Below are 22198 nucleotides of genomic sequence, written 5' to 3'. Positions count from 1 at the left end.
TCTACCGAATGGAGATCGGCTATTTATGGCTTGTTTGACGACCAATATTAATACCCATTCAGAGCAGTATCAGGAAAACTACCGCTCTATGGCTTCGCTTGTAGATCAACTTTATACCGTGACTGCCCAAATAGAAGATGGTGGCGGTGAAAAAGCTAGAGAACATCAGCAGAAGAAAGGCAAACTTCCGGTACGTGAGCGCATTCTTGCCCTACTAGACCCCGGTTCATCTTTTTTAGAAATCGGTCAGTTTGCTGGCTGGGATGTGTATCCTGATTACGTTCCATGCGCCGGAGTGGTTGCAGGTGTGGGTGTGGTAGACGGCACTGAGTGCATGATCGTCGCTAACGACGTGACGGTAAAAGGCGGCAGTTACTACCCACTTACGGTGAAAAAACACTTACGTGCACAGGAAATTGCAGAAAAATGCCAACTGCCGTGTGTTTACTTAGTCGACTCTGGCGGTGCTAACCTACCCCGCCAAGATGAAGTCTTCCCAGACAAAGACCATTTTGGCCGTATTTTCTATAACCAAGCCCGTATGTCGGCCAAAGGCATCCCACAAATTGCTGTGGTGATGGGGCTGTGTACCGCTGGCGGTGCTTATGTTCCTGCCATGTGCGATGTTTCCATCATCGTAAAAGAACAAGGCACGATCTTCTTAGCGGGCCCTCCTCTGGTAAAAGCAGCAACAGGCGAAGAAGTCAGTGCGGAAGATCTTGGCGGCGCAGACGTTCACTGCCGTACATCTGGTGTGGCGGACTATTACGCAGAAAACGACCACCATGCATTAGAGCTGGCAAGACAAGCGGTTTCACAAATCAACCACTTGAAACCCGTCCAACTCAAGCAAAAGGCACCACAGGAACCACGCTTTCCTGCACAAGAACTGTACGGCATCGTCGGAACCGATCTTAAAAAGCCGTTTGATGTAAAAGAAGTGATTGCCCGAATTGTTGATGATTCGCAGTTCGATGAATTTAAAGCGCTATTTGGTGAAACCTTAGTCTGTGGCTTTGCCCATATTCACGGTATGCCGATTGGCATCGTCGCTAACAACGGCATTCTATTCTCAGAGTCGGCGCAGAAAGGCGCGCATTTTATTGAGCTGTGCGCACAACGCAAAATTCCTCTGCTTTTCTTCCAGAACATAACGGGCTTTATGGTCGGTCAGAAGTACGAAGCCGAAGGCATCGCCAAACATGGTGCGAAAATGGTAACTGCTGTTGCGTGTGCAGACGTGCCGAAGTTTACCGTGGTTATTGGTGGCTCGTATGGCGCAGGGAACTACGGCATGTGTGGCCGAGCTTATGATCCAACCATGATGTGGATGTGGCCAAACGCGCGCATCTCCGTAATGGGTGGAGAGCAAGCGGCTGGCGTGATGGCGCAAGTGACCCGCGATATCAAAACTCGCAAAGGTGAAAGCTGGAGCGTAGAGGAAGAAGAAGCGTTCAAACGTCCAATTGCGGAGCAATATCAAGTCCAAAGCCACGCTTATTACGCCAGTGCCCGCCTGTGGGACGACGGGATTATTGATCCGGCGAAAACACGCGATGTTGTCGGTATAGCTCTGTCTGCTGCGCTTAATGCTCCAATACCAGACAGCAAATTTGGCATTTTCCGCATGTAGCCAGATACAAGGCAAACCTTAACTCTTCGCTACCTAGCAATGACGAATCAAATGCTGATTAGCGAGCATTGGAATATCAGACTGAAATGTCAGACAAAGGAAGTCACATGACCGGACTACTGCTTGAAAAAGACAGCAATGGCGTTGCCTGGTTGAGCCTCAATCGACCAGAAAAACACAACGCGTTTAATGACGAATTGATTGCTTCACTGATTGAGACACTAGAACAACTCGAAAAGGAAGATTCTCTCCGTGCACTGGTGTTAACTGCACAGGGAAAACACTTTTCTGCGGGTGCGGATCTCGGCTGGATGCAGTCAATGGCCACCAAAACCGAGAGTGAAAACCTTCAAGATGCACAGCAACTAGCAAAACTTTTGCATACGCTGGATACCTTTAGCAAACCAACCATTGCTATGGTGCATGGCGCTGCATTTGGTGGTGCACTGGGGCTTATCTGCTGCTGCGATATCGGTATCGGCACACCTGAAAGCCGCTTCTGTTTGAGTGAAGTGAAACTCGGCTTATTGCCCGCGACCATCGGCCCCTACGTGATCCGAGCAATTGGACAACGCCAAAGCCGACGCTACTTTTTAACTGCCGAGTTGATTGATGCCGAAACCGCGCTATCGATGAACATTCTTCACCAGACCGACTCTCAGCCACGAGAAGCCGTCAACCGCATCATTGATCACCTGCTTAATAATGGTCCGCAAGCCATGCAGGCAGCAAAAGCACTCTGCTTACGTTGTGACAATCAACCTATCGATCACTCATTAATTGAATACACCAGCCAAGCCATTGCAACCGCCCGCGTGTCCAGTGAAGGGCAAGAAGGACTGAGTGCATTTTTCGAAAAGCGCGCCGCCAATTGGAGGAATCATGTTTAAAAGAATACTGATCGCAAATCGTGGTGAAATTGCATGCCGAATCATTAAAACCGCAAAAAGCATGGCTATCGAGACGGTTGCCGTCTATTCCGAAGCGGATCGCAGCAGCTTACATGTAAAACAGGCGGATTTCGCCGAGTTTATCGGCCCTGCTCCGGCGAGTGAATCGTATCTCGATATCGATGCGATTATCGACGCGGCGAAAAAATGGCAAGCCGATGCTATCCATCCTGGGTATGGTTTTCTCTCCGAGAACCCGAAACTAGCCAAAGCGTGCAGCGAAAATGGTATTGTTTTTATCGGCCCTCCCACCAGCGCAATTGAAGCAATGGGTTCGAAGTCGCAAGCCAAAGCCATCATGTCAGAGGCGAACGTACCATTGGTTCCCGGCTATCACGGCACAGACAACAGCGTAGAGCACTTATTAGCGGAAGCGGACAAAATTGGTTATCCGGTGATGCTAAAAGCGACTCAAGGTGGCGGTGGTAAAGGCATGCGAGTGGTCAATAGCGCAGCCGAAATGCCCTTGGCCATCGACGGTGCGCAGCGTGAAGCACTTTCAAGCTTTGGCGATAAGCAGCTTCTTGTCGAAAAATGCATATTGCAGCCTCGCCACGTTGAAGTTCAGGTATTTGCTGACCAACATGGCAACTGTGTTTATCTGTCTGATCGCGATTGTTCCATTCAACGTCGTCACCAAAAAGTTGTGGAAGAAGCACCTGCCCCCGGTCTTAGTGATGAACTGCGAAAACAAATGGGTGAAGCCGCAGTTCAGGCCGCTCAAGCGATCGATTATGTTGGCGCTGGTACGGTTGAATTCTTGCTCGATAGCCACGGTCAATTCTACTTCATGGAGATGAATACCCGTCTGCAAGTTGAACACCCTGTCACTGAATTGATCACCGGCGTTGATTTGGTTGAATGGCAATTCAAAGTTGCGGCTGGCGAGCATTTACCGATCTCGCAATCTGAAATCACTCATAACGGTCACTCAATCGAGCTGCGAATTTACGCCGAAGATGCCGACAACGACTTTATGCCGTCGACTGGCCGCATTGATTACTTAAAAGAACCCGTATCAGACAGCAATGTGCGCCTAGCGTGTGTACGCGTTGATAGTGGTGTTACCCAAGGCGATACCATCAGCGAATACTACGATCCGATGATCAGCAAACTGATCGTCTGGGGTCAAACTCGTGATATCGCCCTAAAACAGCTTAAACAGGCGTTGACTCAATACCACGTACGTGGAGTAACGACAAACATCGGTTATCTGCATAGCATTATTTCGCAGCCAGCCTTTGCCGAGATTGAGCTTGATACAGGTTTCCTCGTCACACACCAGCAAGGCATAAGTGAGCAGCAAAACGTGTCGGATTCTATCTGGCTAACGTTGGCGGCGGTTGCTCGCTGGAATGATCTCACTTCAAAATCAGGCAGCTCAACGTTACCCTCTCCAACCACGCAAGGTTTTAGGCTATCAGTTGACAACGTTTATCGATTTAACTTCACGGATGCCAATGCCAACCATCAAGTACGCTTGCAACAATCATCGCAAGAAACAGGGGCTCTGCACCTTAATCACATAACTGTCCGATGCGGTGAGGAGCTGCATCAGGTCATCCTGCTTGAAAGTGGCAACCAGTTTATCGTCGATATTGATAATGTGCGTTACACCTTTAACGCGCTCAACGACGAACAAAAGACAACCGTGTTTTATCTTGGTCAGCAACGTACGTTCGCTCATCAACCCAATTTTGAATCACCAAAAGGCAAAGACGACGAACTTAGTCCAACCGCACCACTGAACGGCGTGATCTCGGCGGTCATGGTAAATAAGGGAGACAAAGTAGCGGCTGGCGATCCGCTGTTAGTACTCGAAGCGATGAAGATGGAATACACCATTACCGCTCCGGTAGCAGCGACCGTTGATGAAGTGTTTTATCAACATGGAGACCAAGTACAGCACGGTTCCATCCTGCTGCATTTAATTTCTGCACCCGATAATGTCTGTGAAGATAAGGAGCACGAATATGCTACCAGCGAAGGTTAATATCGTCGAAGTCGGCGCGCGTGATGGCTTGCAGAATGAAACGGCAGTGACGCTGGTTGATAAAATCCGGTTGATTAATCTGCTAAGCAACAGTGGCTTAGAGCACATTGAAGCAGGCTCTTTCGTCTCGCCGAAATGGGTACCTCAAATGGCCGATTCCGATCAGGTGTTTGCTGGTATCACGCAAAAGCCAAACGTGGTTTATAGCGCGCTCACACCAAATCTCGCAGGGTTAGAACGTGCGCTGGAAAGCGGTGTAAAGCAAATTGCGGTATTTGGCTCCGCTTCAGAAGCGTTCAGCCAGAAAAACATCAACTGCAGTATTGCCGAAAGCCTCTCTCGCTTTGAACCGGTTATCGAACTCGCAAAGCACCATAACATACCTGTGCGCGGATATTTGTCTTGCACCATGGTGTGCCCTTATGAGGGAGAAATGAAGCCAGAGCAAACCACTTCGGTCGCCAATACGTTGTTTGATATGGGATGTTATGAAATATCTCTGGGCGATACTGTCGGTAAGGCAACGCCTAATCGCGTCATTGCCATGCTGGATTCGCTGTTAACGCAACTGCCGAAAGACGCGTTAGCAGTGCACTTCCACGACACCTACGGGCAAGCACTAGCCAATATTTACCAAGCCTTGTTAATGGGCATCAACACCATTGACGGCGCTGTAGCTGGTTTGGGCGGCTGCCCTTATGCAAAGGGGGCCAGTGGCAATGTTGCAACGGAAGATGTGCTTTATCTGTGTGAACAGCTTGGCATTGAAACGGGGATTGATCTCAACATTATCAATGAAGCGGGTTGGCAAATTTGCCGTGCGTTAGGTAAACGTCCGTTTTCCAAAGTAGCACTCGCTCTGGGTGATCCGCACTGCTTGTAAAAGACTCCATCCGCGATAAGCAACCAATAAATACAAACGGGCATGCGTAACAACATGCCCGTTTTATTAGGGCCAAATACGATTCACAAAAGCACTAACCAGAGGCGTGCTTTTCAGCCATTTGAGTATGCCGTCCCCACTTCGCAATCATATCGAGTAAATCGCTTTTCTGAACTGGCTTCGTCAGGTAATCATTCATCCCTAGTGCAATACTTTTTTGCTGCTCTTCTTGCATCGCGTGAGCAGAAAACGCCACGATTGGACACCAAGGAAACTCACCGTTTTCCTGTAACTCACGAATGTCTTTTGTCACACCAAAACCATCTTTGTTTGGCATAGAAATATCGGTAATCACCAAATCAGGGGAAAGCTGCTTGTAGAGTTCAACGGCCTCGACACCATCTTCCGCCAACGTCAGTTTCACACCGGTGTCTTGCAACATTTTTTCAATCAAGATTCGGTTGATATGGCTGTCTTCTGCAACCAAAAGGTGCAAATTAGAAAAATCTGGATTGTCTTGTGAGGAAAGCGCTCGACGCTTTTGTATTTTGCTAGAGTACAGGGTTTGCAGTTTATGCTGCGTGACAGGTTGCGGCAGTAAACGATCCCGTTCGCACGACCATGCCAGCCCTTCCTCCATCACACAAGGGGCGAGAAACAGTACCCGTTTGGCGGCTGATTCTGTCGCATCAAGCTCATAGAGCGCATCTCTATCCTGAGCATTGTTCACGCTCGCGATGATGCGGTCAAAATCATCCAAATCTCTGCCCAAAGACTGCGCCGCAGCCCAATCGTTGCTATGAGTCACCTCGATGCCAATCTCTTTAGCTAAGCGCATCAAATGTTCCACGCGCGGTAGATAATCATCAATCAACAATAGTCGATTTGCATTCAGTTCTACCGGTTCAGAATGAGGCTGACTTCGTTTAGGCAACTGCAAACTAAAGCTAAAACACGATCCTTTGCCAAAATCCGAGTGCACACAAAGCTCACCGTTGTACATGCTGATCAAACGTTTTGAGATTGCCAACCCTAAGCCCGTTCCTTCATGTCGCCTTGTCGCGGAGGTATCGACCTGCTCAAATTTATCCATAATATGAGTTAGCCTGTCTTCAGGAATTCCAATGCCTGTATCGGTCACTGAAAAATCAAAACCGAGCTCACTTTCTCTTACTTTCAGCTGCACATGACCTTCATCCGTGAATTTCACTGCATTGCCGAGCAAGTTAAGTAAGATTTGATTAATCCGACCTTTATCACCGACCACGACCGTATTCATGGCTAATGGCATATCAACCAATAACTTAAGGTTCTTTTTATCCGCTTGATACGCACACAATGCCGTGCAACTCTCGACTAACGAGCGCAAATCAAACTCCTCTTCAACAAGCGTCAACTTGCCTGCTTCGACTTTGCTGTAATCGAGGATGTCGTTAATGATGGTCACAAGGTTATTGGCAGATTTGTGCAGCAGGAGCAATAACTCCCTTGGCTCTCGGCGGTTTTCGTTCTCAAGCAATATCTCGCTGATCCCCATGATCGCGTTCATTGGAGTGCGAATCTCATGACTCATGTTCGCCAGAAATTCCGACTTGGCTTGCGTGGCTTTTTTCGATTTATCCAATGCAGACGACAAACGCTTCTCCATCTCGCGTCTATCGGTGATGTCACGTTCTACCGCAATAAAACGCAGTAGCTCGCCATTTTCATCAAACACTGGAGACAGCTCCAACTCGACCCAATATGGGCGCCGCGACTTGGTGTAATTGAGTATCTCAACCCTAACCGGGGAATGGCTGCGAACACTTTGCGAGAGCAGCGCGACGGTGTTTGCGTCGGTGTCTTCACCTTGCAGCAGTTCGCCCGGTGATTTACCAACCACTTCCTCTAACGAATATTCGGTTAACTGCTCAAACGCAGAGTTTACCCAAGCAATCGTGCCGTCAGGATGCGTAATGATGATGGTATCGCGAGCGTGTTCCGCCACCTCGGCAAGCTGCGATATTTTTGCGGATAACTGCTGTTGGGTCTGATGTTCTTGCTGAAGTTTATTTTGCGCTAGCGCTAAAGAGCGCGACATTTGGTTAAACGCCTCTCCAACGCGCGTGACTTCATCATTGCCTGAAATAGAAATTTGCGAACCCGGCCCTTGCTGTGAAACCTTAATTACCCCAGTGCGGAGAAGATCCAGACGCTTCATCAAGTAGCTGCCTAGCGCAAATGAAAACAACGCCACCAGCGACATTTCGACAAAGGCAATCACCAAACTCGCATGAGTCGCAAACGAAAGCATTTGATGAACATGCTCGACGTGAACACCCATTTCTACCACGCCAAAAGTCTGATCGCCTAAAGTGATTGCTTTCGCCACGTCATAAACACCGTCGCTTGCATCGAAAGGACGAACATTGGTGTCAACGCCTGTGTAATCACCTTGAAGCGTAAGTTCGATGCCATCTTGATTGACGATACGGATGTAAGCCAACTTGTGCTCACTTACGACAGAGCGTGCAAAGCTGTCTAAGTACGCCAGATCCGTTGCGATTACCGCGTCTCTCGAAGCTTGAGCAAACACACTCACCAAATTCTGGCTACCAACTTCGAGACTGGTCTCGTTCGAGCTTTTAAACCAGTTGAGGCCGCTGATGATGAGTACACCGAGCGCAAGTGCTTCGATGAGTGCAATGCCGATTATCGTTTTTGAACGCAGCGTCATAAAGCGCCCACTTATCTCGAAATGCCCAATTGGACGACGTCTTGCCAATCTTGGTCTTGCGCCAATTGCAATCCATCAATATTGAGTAAAGCGAAGCTCTCCTGTGCTTTGGGATCCTCATTGAGTTGTGAGATCGCCGCTCGCAATGCCAAAGCCATCTCTTCATCTACCTCATTCGAGACTGCAATGGCATGAGGGGTATAACCTGCGGTTGTATAAATCACGCTCAGTTGTTCTTTGGTTTCACTCGGCAAGCTCTCAAAGGTACGCTTCACGCCACCACCAGCGATATACAAGCCTTTCAGAACACCTAAATAGACCGAATCGTGCGAACCCACATATTTGGGCGTAAATTTGATGCCTTTCTGTTCTAGTTCAGATTGCGTGATGATGGAAGCCGCAAACGCGCGCGGAGCCGGAAAAGCAATCGTCTCTTCTTGCAGATCATCAAGAGTAACTGACTGCCCTTTTCTCGCCACAATAATCCCTGTAATACGCTTGTTCTTCGCTCTTGCTAACGCCGTATAACCCGGAGTTTGATTCACCAGCGTAAAGTGATAAGGATTCATGTACGCGATGTCATATTCTCCAGCCAATAAACGGGCTTCAAAAGTAGGAATATCACGCGCAGTAGCAAATTTGATTTCAACTCCGGCAAGCTCGCCCCAACGTTGCAGTAAGGGTTGCCATTGTTGAACTAATTTGGTGGCCGATTGTTGTGGCACTACACCAAAAACAAGAGAGGGCTGAGCGAAGATGGAAGGCGACAATATGCATAACGTCATAAGCAACGTAAAAATTCGCCTTTTAAACAGCCAAGTCAGCTTCTGCAATTGAGAATTCAACAAAATCACCTCCTTGTGTTTGTCTTCCGTTAAAGATAGATAGCTATTTGAAAGATTGCGAATTAACGCGTTAAATTGCCTCATGTCTCGGATAGGATTTATACTCAAACGAACACCTAAAAATAGGAGCAGTACATGCTTATTACATTTCGTTGTCGTAGCTACGCAAATGTCACGATGTTTGGCGACATTGCATTAGAGATGATCAAAATGATGGGTCACAGCGGCACAGTGCCGGGGTCAATTTCCGCTCAAGATGTTCCTGACGCGCTATCAAAGTTAACTTCTGCTCTATCTGCGAAAAATGCGGCTGAGGAAAACCTCCCTACTGATGTAGATGTAGACGAAAAGGAAGAACAAGTAGAGCCTGCGGTAAGCTTAGGGCGCAGAGCGTTTCCACTGATTGAGTTGCTAAAATCAGCAATCAAAGAAGAATGCGAAGTCATGTGGGACAACCAATAACGCCTTCAAACTGGTTTCTAGCGAGGTGAATCCATATTGTGACCGCCTCGCTCTCACTACTCGAAGCCAAGATAAGGGCACCAACACCGCTTATCGCCCTATCCGTTTCTCTCCCTAGACAACTTGATTTCCCCATCAATGTGCACATCTCGTTGTGGAAACGCGATTTCAATACCGTGCTTTTCGAAAGCTTCATAGATTTCAAAACGTATGGCACTTGCGACCGATCGAATCCCGCCTTCAACCGTTGAGTTAATCCAAAAATAAGATTCGAAGATCAAAGCATTATCGCCAAAGTCTTGAAAAAACACGTCTGGAGCTGGCGAACTCAGAACTTGCGCTTGCTGCGAAGTCACCTCCGCCATTAAGGCAGCAACCTGTTTGACATCGCTCCCATACGCGACGCCGACGACGACCGAGCCACGAACTAATCTGTCGCATAACGTCCAGTTGATCACCACGTTCTCAATCAATTGACTGTTGGGAATGAGCATGTGAACGCCATCGGTTCGCCTGATTCGCGTTGAACGTGTATTTATTTGCTCGACAATGCCTTTGGCGCCCTCGACCTCTAAAAAGTCCCCAATTCGGATTGGCTTTTCACCAATCAAAATCCAGCCACTTATGAAGTTGTTAATGATGTTTTGTGCACCAAAACCGAAGCCGATAGCGATGGCACCAGACAGAAAGGCGAACGCGGTAATTGGTACATTGATCATCGAAAGTGTGGTCATAAAAATAATGGCGAGAGCGATGACAAATAATATCCGTTTAACCAAATGAATGACGTTTGGATCTTTCCCCGATGAAGACATTCTTGACGTAACGGTTTTGATTAAAATTTTGGACAACCATAAAGCGACAATCACCCATGTCGGCACCATCAATATCGCCCACAACGTGATAGGTTGTTCGTTAAAGGTAAACAGCGTTGTTTCTAAAAATGAAATGACCCGTTCGAACATAAAGTGCTCACTCTTGATTCATCGTTACCAGCAAGCCAGAGCGCATAAGTCTTATATTTTTAGCCCAATCGATAGCGCAAGTGGCTCAATTAAGTTCTTTTTATTAACTATATTGTAATCTACGCAAAACGCTTCGAGTGGTTTCCCGCTTTGGCTTCAACACGATTAAGCCATTTAAGGAGTACGTCTTTGTGTACTAAACGAGCCAATCAACCGACTGAATACGCAAGGCAAATCAGTGATAACTTTCTGATTTTTAAGCATCAAATTTTCACTTCGAATCTCCTTCACTTATCATTATGCACCTTATTGCAAATAATATTGATGGAATGATTGTTATGTCAGAACTGACTCGGATGCGCTCTGGAGAAACCTATAATTGTCTGGATGAAGAACTAAAGCTAATGCGCGCCAAAACCGCGCAGCTTGTCTTCCAATTTAACCACGAGCCAAACCCAGATATCCGTAGACAACTATTGGCAGAAATGGGCGTCCAATTAGAAAACAGCGCCTGTATAGAGCCACCGCTTCAACTTACCTACGGTTGTCACTTGTCCATCGGGGAAAACACCTACATCAACTGGGATGCCATTATTCTGGACAATGGGCAGGTTGAGATTGGCGCGAACGTCATGATTGGGCCTAGAGTGCAAATTTACACAGCCGCTCATTCACTCGATACACAAAGACGCTTAGCCGGAGATGAGATCGCCAAACCGGTAAAAATTGGCAATAACGTTTGGATTGGTGGGGGCGCAATCATACTGCCAGGCGTGACCATTGGCGATGAAGCCGTCGTCGGCGCTGGCTCTGTCATAACCAAAGACGTTGCGCCGGGCGATCGAGTTGCTGGAAATCCGGCGCGCTCCATTAAACCAAAAAACTGAAGAAAGTCGCTATTTCGCCAAATGATCGCGAATAATGTTGGCAAGCAAATTGAGAGCATGGACGTATTTGTCATTAAGCTCAAAAGAAGCGTTAAGACGAATACAGTGATCGTATTGTTCTGTCAGGCTGAACATCTTTCCCGGTGCGATGCTGATATTATCTTTTAGCGCTTCTCGATATATCTGCAAGGCGTCGATATGCTTGGGAAGCTCTAACCAAATAAAGTACCCGCCGCTTTGGCTTAACACTTTGACTTCTTCAGGTAACAGCTCACTAAGCAGATCCGTCATCTTACTTTTACGTTCAAACAGCTTTTTCCGTAACTGCTTCAAATGCGATTCGTAATTGCGGCTTGTTAAATAGTGCACCAATGTCATTTGCACTGGTGCGCTCGTCGCTAATGTACTCATTAGCTGTAACTTTTGTACCTCTAGCGCCCGCTTTCCCGCCGCAACCCAACCAATACGTAGCCCTGCGATTAACGATTTTGAAAACGAGGAGCACAACATGGTATTGCCCGTGTCATCAAACATTCTTAGTGGGTAAACCGAGTCATTCTCGGCATGCAGTTCGCTGTACACATCATCTTCAATCACTGGCACGTTATATCGCTGTGTCAGCTCAATCAGCTTTTGTTTTTTCTCGTTGGTGAGCGTAAAACCCAGAGGATTTTGGAAGTTCGACATCAGCCAACATGCTTTCACATCGTGTGTTTGCAGCGCTCGTTCCAATGAGTCTAGGTCAATGCCCGTGACTGGGTCTGTTCTTACTGAGAGCGCTTTCAAACCTAACCGCTCTAAGGATTGTAATGCACCGTAGAATGCAGGCGACTCCACAACCACCCAATCTCCCGGTCTTGTGCAGGCTTGCAAACTGAGCGTTAACGCCTCCAGCGCGCCTGCCGTAATAACAATTTCATCGGGTGAAATTTCAATGCCTTTCGCAGCATAACGCTTCGCGATGATGGTGCGTAATTGTTCGTTTCCCGGCGGTAAGTTATCAAAGGCGGTAGAAATCGGCATATTGCGGGCGGCTGCGCTCATCGCCCGATTCACGTGATAGCGTGGGTACAAACTTGGATCTGGATAGGCAAAGCCAAAATTGATCATGGATGGATTTTTACTCGCCTGCAGCACATCAAAGATAAACTCATTGATGTCTACCTGCTCTGTCCACAAAACCGCGGCTGGCGCTTGGGGTTCATTTGCACTCTTAATATTGGGAGCGACTCGATAACCAGAGCGCGGCTGTGACGTTACCCAGCCTTGAGATTCCAGAATTTGATAAGCGTGCAATACCGTCATCAAGCTCAAACACGAGTGTTCAGATTGGCGACGCAGAGAAGGCAGCTTGTCACCCGGATGCCATATCCCCGATTTTATCTGCCTTTTAAGCTGTTCCACTAACTCTTGATACTTCGCCAAACGCAAATCCCCTTCCCTAAAGCCGAATTCAAAATAATAACACTTCAATATTTAATCTGTTATAGGTTTATAGTCACTGTCTGTACCTACTTCCCTCATTCCGCTCCTTTTAAAATAGCTCTCTCATAAAACTTAAAAGATCAAAGGAAGTTTAATGTTTGGCCTCGACGCATTTATGCTTGCACGGATACAGTTCGCCTTTACGGTATCCTTTCATATTATTTTCCCCGCTATCACCATAGGTTTGGCCACCTATCTCGCCGTGCTGGAAGGCTTATGGCTAAAAACACGTAATCCCGATTACCAAAAGCTCTATCACTTCTGGTCGAAAATTTTTGCGGTTAACTTTGGAATGGGTGTTGTATCTGGTCTTGTCATGGCCTATCAATTCGGCACCAACTGGAGTGGTTTCTCCGACTTCGCTGGTTCTATCACTGGCCCATTACTGACTTATGAAGTGTTAACGGCTTTCTTTCTCGAAGCCGGATTTCTTGGCGTGATGCTGTTTGGTTGGCGTCGCGTCGGCGAAAAGCTGCACTTTTTTGCAACCTCGATGGTGGCGTTAGGCACGATCATTTCGACGTTCTGGATTCTCGCCTCCAACAGTTGGATGCAAACGCCACAAGGCTATGAAATTGTCGACGGACGCGTGGTGCCAACCGACTGGTTTGCTATCGTTTTCAATCCTTCATTTCCTTATCGTTTGGCGCACATGAGCGTCGCGGCTTTCGTCAGTTCAGCACTCTTTGTAGGCGCGTCAGCCGCTTGGCATTTATTGAGAGGCAATCAAACGACTGCGGTAAAAACGATGTTTTCAATGTCGCTCGGGATCTTAGTGTTCCTTGCGCCACTTCAAGCTGTGATTGGCGATGTGCACGGGTTAAACACTCTGGAACACCAGCCCGCCAAAATCGCTGCCATCGAAGGACATTGGGATAACAGCGATGGCAAACCAACCCCATTGATTTTGTTCGGCATGCCAAACATGGAGCAAGAACGCACAGACTATGCCTTAGAAATTCCTGTTCTAGGAAGTTTGATCCTACGCCACAGTTTAACTGAGCCAATCCCGGCGCTGAAAGACTTCCCGAAAGAGGAACGACCGAACTCACCTATCGTCTTTTGGTCATTTCGAATCATGGTCGGGCTAGGACTTCTGATGATTTTTCAAAGCTTCTACAGCATGTGGTTACGAAAAAAGAACACGCTTTATACCTCGCGTTGGTTCCTCAAGTTTTCATTATTTATGGGGCCATCTGGTCTTATCGCAATACTCGCTGGCTGGTTTACGACTGAGGTTGGTCGGCAACCTTGGGTGGTGTATGGCGTACAAAAAACGCGTGACGCGGTTTCTGCACACGGAGACCTACAAATGAGCATCAGCCTGCTGTGTTTCCTTGTTGTGTACAGCTTGGTGTTTGGTTTTGGGTATTACTACATGATCCACCAAATCAAGAAAGGCCCCGATGCTATCGAACACGATGAGCACGACATGACGACTGTTTCAGGCCGCATCTAGAATTTGTCACAAAGTGAAGGTAGAGAATATGCATTTTGATTTATCCGTGATTTGGTTCGCGATCATCGTTTTTGCCACTTTGATGTACATCATCATGGATGGCTTCGATTTGGGTATTGGAATACTGATGCCCTTCATCAAGGATGAAAAACAAAAAGACGTCATGGTCAACAGTGTCGCGCCAGTTTGGGACGGCAACGAAACTTGGATTGTGCTTGGAGGCGCATCTCTATTTGGCGCTTTTCCGATGGCTTACGCGGTAATTATTGAAGCGCTAACCATCCCTTTGACGTTGATGTTGATTGCTTTGATCTTTCGTGGCGTAGCGTTTGAGTTTCGCTTTAAAGCATTGGAAAACCACTTAAAGTTCTGGGACCGCTCTTTTATGGTCGGCTCGATTTTAACCACGTTTTTCCAAGGCATCGTTGTTGGCGCGGTAATTCAAGGCTTTGCAGTGGAAAACCGCGTCTTCGTAGGTAGCCAATTAGACTGGCTCACCCCTTTTCCCATCTTTTGTGGTTTGGGTTTAGTCGCAACGTACGCGCTGCTTGGTAGTACATGGCTCATCATGAAAACGGAAGGTGCACTGCAAAACACGATGTACCGCTTCACTAACAAAACACTACTGGCAATGATCTCCGCATTAGTCATTGTGAGCGCTTGGACTCCACTTGCTTACCCTGCCATTGCGGAAAGATGGTTTTCTCTGCCCAATTTGTTCTACTTATTGCCCGTACCTGTCATTACTGGGCTGGTCTGTTTGAAGATTGCCGACTCCGTAAAAAAGCGAAAAGAGCGCAGCCCTTTCGTGATGGCATTGGTGATCGTGATTCTCGGGTTCGCTGGGCTTGGCATCAGTATCTGGCCAAATATCATTCCTCCTAACATATCGATATGGGAAGCAGCCGCTCCTGCAAGCAGTCAGCGCTTTATGCTCGTTGGAGCGGTGATCATCATCCCGATCATTCTGGCTTACACCTTTTGGAGTTACTACGTTTTCTCCGGAAAAGTGAAAGAAGACGAAGCGTACCATTAACGAGTTGATAAGGAGTGAGTATGAAAATCAAAAATTGGTGCCGCCAGTGGGCTTGGATGGTTGGGATCTGGGCGGCCAGTGTGCTAGCTCTGGGGTTCGTATCAATGCTGTTTCGCGTCATGATGACCGCTGCAGGGTTAAAATCTTAGCTCGGCACTTTTAAATGGATGCCTCTAGAGCTTGTGTAAGAGCTAGAGGCGTTTACATTCAAGTCCGACTTTTTACGTGTGCAGACAATACGATAGTAGATTCTGAACCACGAGCCACTTCAAAATAACCACCAGCACGAGATAGCTGACGAGCCGTCAATTTTTCTTTGCCCAGCTTTTCAAACCAATAAGGCGCTAATGAGCACTGAGCCGAGCCTGTGGCAAGATCTTCTGAAATACCGATTTTAGGTGCAAAGTAACGCAACACATAGCCACTATCAGAACTTTGAGCCGTCACGATGACAGCATGAAACTCATCAATTTTAATCAGCTCATCAAAGTTAGGTTGATAGCGAACAACATCATCTTCGGATTCGAGAACAACAACCAAATCACGCGTTGTAAAAGCACCTATGGGGCGATTGGAGAAGCCTGAAATATCCAAGGGGATGGCATGAGGCTTGGCTTGCCAACTTGGCATCACAATCCTGTACATTCCATCCAGTTCAGAAACCGTAATATGACCATGCGAACTTTGAAGAATGACCTCATTCCGATGATATTTAGAAATGAGCGCGGCTCCTGCTCCTAAACTCCCATGTCCGCATAAGTTGATTTCCCCTGCTAGAGTAAACCAACGAATGTGGTAGTCACTGCCAGACTTAACCACAAATGATGTGACAGGTTGAGCGACCTGATGAGTGATTTGAAGTAACTCAGAATCACTCAGCCAGTGATTTAGTTCGACAACGCCACAAGGGTTACCTTGAGCCAACTCATCACAAAATACATCATATATTTGCGCTTTAATCATCCACCATCCTTGCGGTTTAATAACGCGTTAAAAAATATAAAAATAAAAGCGTTAGAGACTCCTAACGCTCACTTTCAATGTTGCTTGCAAGCAGCTAAACTTGCCTTTCCGAGAGAACTTCTTTAAAGACAAACATGCCATTTAATGCAGCTGGAAATCCTGCGTAAACAGACATTTGTATGATCACTTCTTTGATCTCTTCTTCCGTGCAACCAACATTTAGCGCAGCATGTAAATGCACTTTAAGCTGTGGAGTACAGTTCCCCATCGCCGTCAATGCGGACACCGTAGCGATCTCTCGCGATTTTAGATCTAGCCCTTCACGGGTGTAGATGTCGCCAAACGGATACTCAATCGTGAATTTAGCTAAATCAGAGCAAATGTCGTTCAGGCTTTCGATAACTTTTTGGCCAGCCTCTCCATCGATTTTTGATAACTGCTCTAACCCTGTTTGAAATCGCGTATTTTCCATTTTGTGAGCTCCTTTGAGTGAATACCCGCACACCTTACAAGTTAGAGTGAACTCTAAGTCAACGTACTTTTCCGCTTTTATACAGATTTATTTTTTCTTCTAATCGTTTCAGATGCTCATTTTGTTGTCGGATATGTTCGATTAAGTTATCTCGATGAACTTCCAAAAGCTTTTGTCTGTCAGCAGTCGTTTGCGAGCCTATCTCCCTCAATGAAGCATATTCTTGAATCTCTTCTAACGGCATTCCCGTCTCTTTCAGCCGCTTGATGAAGTTGACCCAATCAATATCTCGATGGGTGTAGACACGGTGCCCACTGCTATTTCGGTGGACATGTTTCAGTAAGCCAATTTTTTCATAGTATCGAAGCGTGTATGACGACAACCCAACTGCGCTAGAAAACTCTTTCATATTCATTATTTTTACCTAGGATTGTCCCTTCCTGTGACCACAAGCAATGTAACCACACTATGGATAACCTTTGCAAAGCAAGCAGTCTAGTTTCTTACCGATGTTGTTAAGACTATAAATAGTCGTCTACTTTTATTGATGTAAACCCTTTAGTAAGGCAACTGTAGAGATCGGCGATACGAACTAAGGGACAAGAATGACGTAGCAGTTCTTGGGCGTGTGCCGGCAAAGGAACACATCATGAGTGAGAACGAGAAAAACAAACCGCAAGGGATCTATAAGTATTATGAAAACAATCCCAAATCTGCGGATGAGAAAGTCTTTGGACGAGTCAGCTACCCAGACAGGCGCGGTTTTCTAAAAGGTGCGGGGTTAGCGACCATGGCCGCCGCGCTTGGTGGCTTTATCCCATTCCATCGCAATATGCCGGCTGGCATCATCCCCGCAGCTTTTGCAGAGGGTCTTGATGACGTCATGATCGAAGGCAAAGACGGTTTAACGGTCCTCAACGACAGACCGATGAATGCAGAAACCCCACCCCATTTGTTGAATGACGACGTAACTCCAACTCGACGCCATTTCATTCGCAACAACGGTATTCCACCAGCAGACGTGAACCCTGAAACTTGGACGTTGACCATTGATGGATTGGTCGACAAACCAATGTCGCTGTCGATTGCCGATCTCAAAAAGAACTTCGATGTCTTAGAACAACAACTGGTCGTTGAATGTGGCGGTAACGGCCGTGCTTTCTTTGATCCCAAAGCATCCGGTAATCAATGGACTTACGGCGCTGTGGCTTGCTCCAGTTGGACAGGCGTTCGCTTGGCCGACGTGCTCAAAGCAGCAGGCGTAAAAGACGGAGCCGTTTACACCGCGCACTATGGTGCCGACAAACATCTTTCAGGCAAAGAAGGCAAGTTGCCAATTTCTCGTGGCGTACCCATCGCTAAAGCCATGGGCAGTGAAAATCTCATCGCCTTTGCCCAAAACGGCGAAGCACTTCACCCTATGAATGGCGCGCCATTGCGTTTAGTGGTTCCAGGTTGGCCGGGTTCTTGTTCACAAAAATGGCTCACTCGTATTCAAATTCGCGATCAAATACACGATGGGCCAAAAATGACAGGTACTTCCTATCGAGTCCCTAACCGACCTGTCGCCCCGGGAGAAAACGTGGCTAAAGAGGATTTCGAGATCATAGAGCGCATGCCAGTAAAATCACTCATCACCTCTCCGCAAACCAACACAGAAGTCAATGGCAATGAAATAGCCATTCGCGGACATGCTTGGTCTGGCGACCGAAAAGTGATCAAAGTGCAGATTTCGATTGATTTTGGCGCAACATGGATGGATGCCGACCTCGCAGCTCCTGCCAATGACGGTGCTTGGCAAACGTTCAATGCTAAGGTGAAGTTCCCTCAAGCGGGTTACTACGAAGTGTGGGCGAAAGCAACTGACGATCAAGGCATCAGCCAGCCTTTTGCCATCGCATGGAATCCGAAAGGTTACCTCAACAACACTTTCCACCGCATCGCATTAATTGTACGAAGTTAAAGAGTCAGTAGCAGAATGGTGAGCACTTAGGGGACATGACACGGTGAGAACAAAACAACCATCAGAGCGGGTACTCCCGCTCGCTTTCACCCTTTTGGTTTTGTTGAGCGCCCCTGTCCTGGCGAGCAATGACGAGTTGATTGCAGCAGGCGAGAAGCAAGCCATGGTTTGTAAAGCCTGCCATCAATTTGAACCGAATGGCGTAACGCTGGTTGGCCCGCCCTTATGGGGGCTAGCGGAGCGCAATATCGCCAGTTTTGAGGGCTTCAGTTACAGCGACGGAATTAGACAACATCAAGGAAAGTGGGACGCTGAAAAGTTGGACGCATTTTTATCCGCTCCGAATGACTTCGCGCCAGGAACCAACATGGTCTTCCCTGGCGTAACAGATCCCGGTTCGCGCGCGGCTATCATTGCATGGCTTGCAACGAAAAACCCGACACCACCCAATTGGAATATGACTTCATCAGGATTGGAGGTTAAATCGCCAGGTGATGGGATATTAACGCCGGGAGAGAATATGGATCTCGTCGCAGCAGTCTGCTCAACCTGTCATTCGTTACACATGGTCACACAACAAGGACTAAGCCGCCAAAGATGGGATGAAACCCTCGACTGGATGATTGAGGAGCAAGGAATGGAAGATTTATCAGGCGACGACCGAGAAGCCATTCTGGAATACCTTTCTAACTATTATGGGGGGTAACCAAACGTCAGCAGCTATCGCTATTTGATATTTGATTACACGAGATTCAACCTGTCCTTGGACAAAGTGAAGTTCAGCGCGACCGCCAGTTATAGTAAGCGACTGCGGCCCATTCCATACATTTACGTCGTTTTGCGAAATACTAAATGTATGGAAAGTACATCGACTCGCAATCACAATACTCCACCGCTACTTGGGGGTTAAACTCTCAAGTCCGCTTGTATCGACTCCTTCTAATGCATGTTTTTCAAGAAGATATGTCTCTGAGCGCTCATTGGCTTTGCGTTGTTCAATCAGTTTTTGCTGCTCTATTGTTATTCGGGTTTGACGCTCAATTGCTTCCTGTTCACTCTCACACTGTCTGAATCCATCAGACCAACCTTGAGCATACTTTTTATCAGAGTTAAATCGGGAAATGTCTTTCTTAAATTCATCAAACAAGCTTCCAGCCGCTTTGTATCCACTGTGGCACCCGTCATCAAAACCCTCTGCATATTGAACAGGAAACCCTTTGGCCACCATATTGTCTTTCGTGCTTGCGCAGCCTAAAAGCCCCAAAGTGAATAAATAGATAACGAACACATTACATTTAGACATTATTTTCATGAAGAATACCTTCGTTTAGCATGGGTAATCAGATTAAAGTCTAGGCAATGGAGTTCGAGGATAGCAAGGTGTCTATTCGGTATAATCTATGTCTCCATATCTAATCCAAAAATGAGTCAACTACTAAACTACTAAACTACTAATAGGTAATTGGACAACTAAAGATCACCAACAATGTCAGATTGAATCGCCATGACCTCATTTCTTCTGCCACACCCTCCACTGTTCTTTGCCTTTGAAGACATCAACGCTGTCGGTAACGGGTGCGCTTTCGATTAGGTGGAAGTTGGCCGCTAGCTTTTGTTCAATCTCTCCGCTACGCAAACAAAAGGGAGGAAAACGCGATCGGTAGTCGTCGCTGATAACAAAATACCCCACCAGCAAGCCATTACTTGGCAGTAAACGTTCGACCATTGCAAAATACTCATCCCACATCTCTCTCGGCAGTGCGGCTAAAAAGGCGCGCTCGTAAATCACATCAAACGACTGTGACAACTCGGCTCCAAACACATCACCCAACATCACTTTATCTTGATATTGACCAAGCTGAGATTTCGCAAGGTTGACGGCTTCTGCGCTGTAATCCATCGCGATAACGTCATGTCCGCAATCGACAAAATGCGATACTTCATAAGCTGCGCCGCAGCCGGGGATAAACACCGAGTGAGTCTTGTCAGCAATGCGCTTTAAGTAGTGCTTCAGCTCGTTTGGCGTTTGGCTACGATCCCAAGGCATCGTGCCGTTGAAAAACAGCGCATCCCAAAATTGTTCATTGATGATTGGTGAACCTTTGCTTTTCATCGTTCTTGTTCTCGCTTACATGCACACATTTAACAAAAGCATGCACTCATAACAGAAAGGGATACGCGATGAATCTCGGTATCCCTTCTTCTTTTATAGCCTATCGTTAAATGCCTAGTGTTGATGTTTAACGTTGTTAATGACGTGACTGTTCTTATTATTCATCTAACTACGCAAATCATTGATCAAGGGCTGATCCGCATCGTTTGCGACAAACTGAACATTGCCTTTCAGTTTGGTGACGGATTGAAGTGTCGCTTGAATGTCCTCTGCTGATACATGTACATCATGACAACAGAATGTGATGGCATCGTTGAAGCCATCGCGCTCAATTTTCAAGGAGCCTTTAATATCGTGGCGACGACAGACTTCTTGGATCTGATGCGGATAAACAAACAGACCTTTGACTTTCACCGCCGAGTCCGCACGCCCCATCCAACCCTTTATTCGCGCATTTGTGCGTGGCAAATCGGAGTCTGAGTCTAAATAAGCCGATAAATCTCCCGTTGCGTAGCGAATAAGAGGAAACTTCTCATCAAGCGAGGTCACCACTACTTCACCGACCTCACCCGGCGGGACAGGCATACCGTCGGGATCAACGATTTCAACAATAATATCCTCGGCGATCACTAAGCCTTGCTCGTCAGCAACTTGATACGCAATCAAACCAAGCTCGGCACTCGCGTAGGCTTGAAATACAGCAATCCCTTTGTCCGTAAACGCTTGTTGCATGTCTGCGGTGACGGCTTCACCAGAAACCAACGCTTTGGTAAAGCTAGGTAACTCGCCGTATTGCTCTTGGTATTTCTGTAACAACGTCAACAAATAAGATGGCGTTCCCGTGTAACCCGTCGGCTGAAGCTGTTTGATCGCTTCAATCTGCGCTTCGGTATTACCTACCCCTGCTGGAAATACCGCACAACCACACGCTCTTGCACCGCCATCCATAATGAACCCACCCGGAGAAAAGTGGTAAGAGAGCGTGTTGTGGACCAAGTCACCACAGCGAAATCCTGCGGCATGAAACGCTCGTCCCATACGCCAGAAGTCCGATTCATCCGTTTGCGCCTCATACAAGGGCCCCGGAGATTGGTATACACGCGCCATCTGACCAATCGCAACACTGTTTAAGCCACCAAATGGCGGCTTGAGTTGCTGCTGGCTTGGGACATTGAATTTGCGAGTGATCGGAAACTGAGCAAGCCCTTCACGATTACTTGCTTTTGACGCGTCGATATCTGCGAAGATGTTGCCGTAGTGCTCGCTGTTCGCTTTTGCGTTTTCAATCAGTGTCGGCAGACGTTGAAACAACGATTCTTCTCTCTCTGCAGGAGAAAAAGACTCTTTTGCATCGAATAATTCGTTCATCACTG

General features: G+C 47.2%; 21 protein-coding genes. 11 read left to right on the top strand and 10 right to left on the bottom strand.

What is annotated here, in order from left to right:
• Positions 1-25 precede the first annotated feature (25 nt).
• From NL646_RS00750 to NL646_RS00735, 4 genes are all read left to right on the top strand, one after another.
• On the top strand, positions 26-1633 hold the full coding sequence (locus NL646_RS00750; RefSeq protein WP_253663715.1) for a carboxyl transferase domain-containing protein: 1608 nt from the start codon (positions 26-28) through the stop codon (positions 1631-1633).
• Positions 1634-1740: 107 nt separating this feature from the next.
• Positions 1741-2523: an enoyl-CoA hydratase-related protein gene (locus NL646_RS00745; RefSeq protein WP_253663714.1), complete on the top strand. Its 783-nt coding sequence runs from the start codon at positions 1741-1743 to the stop codon at positions 2521-2523.
• Positions 2516-4576 carry an acetyl/propionyl/methylcrotonyl-CoA carboxylase subunit alpha gene (locus tag NL646_RS00740; RefSeq protein ID WP_253663713.1) on the top strand — a complete coding sequence of 687 codons (2061 nt, stop codon included), beginning with the start codon at positions 2516-2518 and terminating at the stop codon, positions 4574-4576. Before NL646_RS00745 ends, NL646_RS00740 begins: the two co-directional genes overlap by 8 nt.
• The gene (locus NL646_RS00735; protein WP_253663712.1) at positions 4557-5459 is read left to right on the top strand and encodes a hydroxymethylglutaryl-CoA lyase; all 903 of its coding nucleotides are present in this window, start codon (positions 4557-4559) and stop codon (positions 5457-5459) included. Before NL646_RS00740 ends, NL646_RS00735 begins: the two co-directional genes overlap by 20 nt.
• A 94-nt stretch (positions 5460-5553) precedes the next feature.
• On the opposite strand, the gene NL646_RS00730 is transcribed toward NL646_RS00735, so the two are convergent.
• Positions 5554-8175: an ATP-binding protein gene (locus NL646_RS00730; protein WP_253663711.1), complete on the bottom strand. Its 2622-nt coding sequence runs from the start codon at positions 8173-8175 to the stop codon at positions 5554-5556.
• A gap of 11 nt (positions 8176-8186) precedes the next feature.
• Positions 8187-9023 (bottom strand): phosphate/phosphite/phosphonate ABC transporter substrate-binding protein, encoded by an 837-nt coding sequence (locus NL646_RS00725; protein WP_025790892.1) that lies wholly within the window; start codon positions 9021-9023, stop codon positions 8187-8189.
• Positions 9024-9155: 132 nt separating this feature from the next.
• On the opposite strand from NL646_RS00725, the gene NL646_RS00720 reads away from it, so the two are divergent.
• Entirely contained in the window at positions 9156-9482 is a 327-nt protein-coding gene (locus NL646_RS00720) for a DUF1840 domain-containing protein (protein WP_005463615.1), read from the top strand.
• 98 nt (positions 9483-9580) lie between these two features.
• Here NL646_RS00720 and NL646_RS00715 read toward each other — a convergent pair whose 3' ends face one another.
• On the bottom strand, positions 9581-10447 hold the full coding sequence (locus NL646_RS00715) for a mechanosensitive ion channel family protein (RefSeq protein ID WP_005463614.1): 867 nt from the start codon (positions 10445-10447) through the stop codon (positions 9581-9583).
• Positions 10448-10785: 338 nt separating this feature from the next.
• On the opposite strand from NL646_RS00715, the gene NL646_RS00710 reads away from it, so the two are divergent.
• Positions 10786-11334 carry a sugar O-acetyltransferase gene (locus NL646_RS00710; protein ID WP_005499187.1) on the top strand — a complete coding sequence of 183 codons (549 nt, stop codon included), beginning with the start codon at positions 10786-10788 and terminating at the stop codon, positions 11332-11334.
• Positions 11335-11343: 9 nt separating this feature from the next.
• Here NL646_RS00710 and NL646_RS00705 read toward each other — a convergent pair whose 3' ends face one another.
• Entirely contained in the window at positions 11344-12759 is a 1416-nt protein-coding gene (locus NL646_RS00705) for a PLP-dependent aminotransferase family protein (protein ID WP_253663710.1), read from the bottom strand.
• A 154-nt stretch (positions 12760-12913) separates the two neighbouring features.
• Between NL646_RS00705 and NL646_RS00700 the strand changes: the two genes are divergently transcribed.
• From NL646_RS00700 to NL646_RS00690, 3 genes are read left to right on the top strand one after another with little or no spacing between them, the layout of a single operon-like run.
• Positions 12914-14278, top strand: coding sequence for a cytochrome ubiquinol oxidase subunit I (locus NL646_RS00700; protein ID WP_029798091.1), 1365 nt, complete (start codon positions 12914-12916; stop codon positions 14276-14278).
• A gap of 28 nt (positions 14279-14306) precedes the next feature.
• Positions 14307-15314 carry a cytochrome d ubiquinol oxidase subunit II gene (cydB, locus tag NL646_RS00695; protein WP_102599967.1) on the top strand — a complete coding sequence of 336 codons (1008 nt, stop codon included), beginning with the start codon at positions 14307-14309 and terminating at the stop codon, positions 15312-15314.
• A gap of 20 nt (positions 15315-15334) precedes the next feature.
• Positions 15335-15463, top strand: coding sequence for a DUF2474 domain-containing protein (locus NL646_RS00690; protein WP_015313385.1), 129 nt, complete (start codon positions 15335-15337; stop codon positions 15461-15463).
• A gap of 58 nt (positions 15464-15521) precedes the next feature.
• Here NL646_RS00690 and NL646_RS00685 read toward each other — a convergent pair whose 3' ends face one another.
• From NL646_RS00685 to NL646_RS00675, 3 genes are all read right to left on the bottom strand, one after another.
• On the bottom strand, positions 15522-16277 hold the full coding sequence (locus NL646_RS00685) for a PhzF family phenazine biosynthesis protein (protein ID WP_058964958.1): 756 nt from the start codon (positions 16275-16277) through the stop codon (positions 15522-15524).
• Positions 16278-16371: 94 nt separating this feature from the next.
• Positions 16372-16749 carry a carboxymuconolactone decarboxylase family protein gene (locus NL646_RS00680; protein WP_253663709.1) on the bottom strand — a complete coding sequence of 126 codons (378 nt, stop codon included), beginning with the start codon at positions 16747-16749 and terminating at the stop codon, positions 16372-16374.
• Between the two features lie 58 nt (positions 16750-16807).
• Entirely contained in the window at positions 16808-17164 is a 357-nt protein-coding gene (locus tag NL646_RS00675; RefSeq protein ID WP_023623662.1) for a MerR family transcriptional regulator, read from the bottom strand.
• Between the two features lie 234 nt (positions 17165-17398).
• Here NL646_RS00675 and NL646_RS00670 point away from each other — a divergent pair, with 234 nt between their 5' ends.
• Entirely contained in the window at positions 17399-18712 is a 1314-nt protein-coding gene (locus tag NL646_RS00670) for a molybdopterin-dependent oxidoreductase (RefSeq protein WP_140308092.1), read from the top strand.
• A 43-nt stretch (positions 18713-18755) separates the two neighbouring features.
• Positions 18756-19418 (top strand): c-type cytochrome, encoded by a 663-nt coding sequence (locus NL646_RS00665; RefSeq protein WP_253663708.1) that lies wholly within the window; start codon positions 18756-18758, stop codon positions 19416-19418.
• Between the two features lie 189 nt (positions 19419-19607).
• Here the strand turns inward: NL646_RS00665 and NL646_RS00660 are convergent, their stop codons facing one another.
• From NL646_RS00660 to NL646_RS00650, 3 genes are all read right to left on the bottom strand, one after another.
• Positions 19608-20024, bottom strand: coding sequence for a hypothetical protein (locus NL646_RS00660; RefSeq protein WP_253663707.1), 417 nt, complete (start codon positions 20022-20024; stop codon positions 19608-19610).
• A 198-nt stretch (positions 20025-20222) separates the two neighbouring features.
• Complete coding sequence (locus NL646_RS00655; RefSeq protein WP_253663706.1) at positions 20223-20825, bottom strand: methyltransferase domain-containing protein; 603 nt, start codon at positions 20823-20825, stop codon at positions 20223-20225.
• Positions 20826-20990: 165 nt separating this feature from the next.
• Complete coding sequence (locus NL646_RS00650; RefSeq protein ID WP_253663705.1) at positions 20991-22193, bottom strand: phenylacetate--CoA ligase family protein; 1203 nt, start codon at positions 22191-22193, stop codon at positions 20991-20993.
• Between the last annotated feature and the right edge of the window lie 5 nt (positions 22194-22198).

Origin of the sequence: Vibrio sp. Y20_XG_PY13 (genome assembly GCF_024181925.1) — a bacterium.
Lineage (GTDB): Bacteria > Pseudomonadota > Gammaproteobacteria > Enterobacterales > Vibrionaceae > Vibrio > Vibrio parahaemolyticus.
This window is presented reverse-complemented; position numbering and strand designations above follow the sequence as displayed.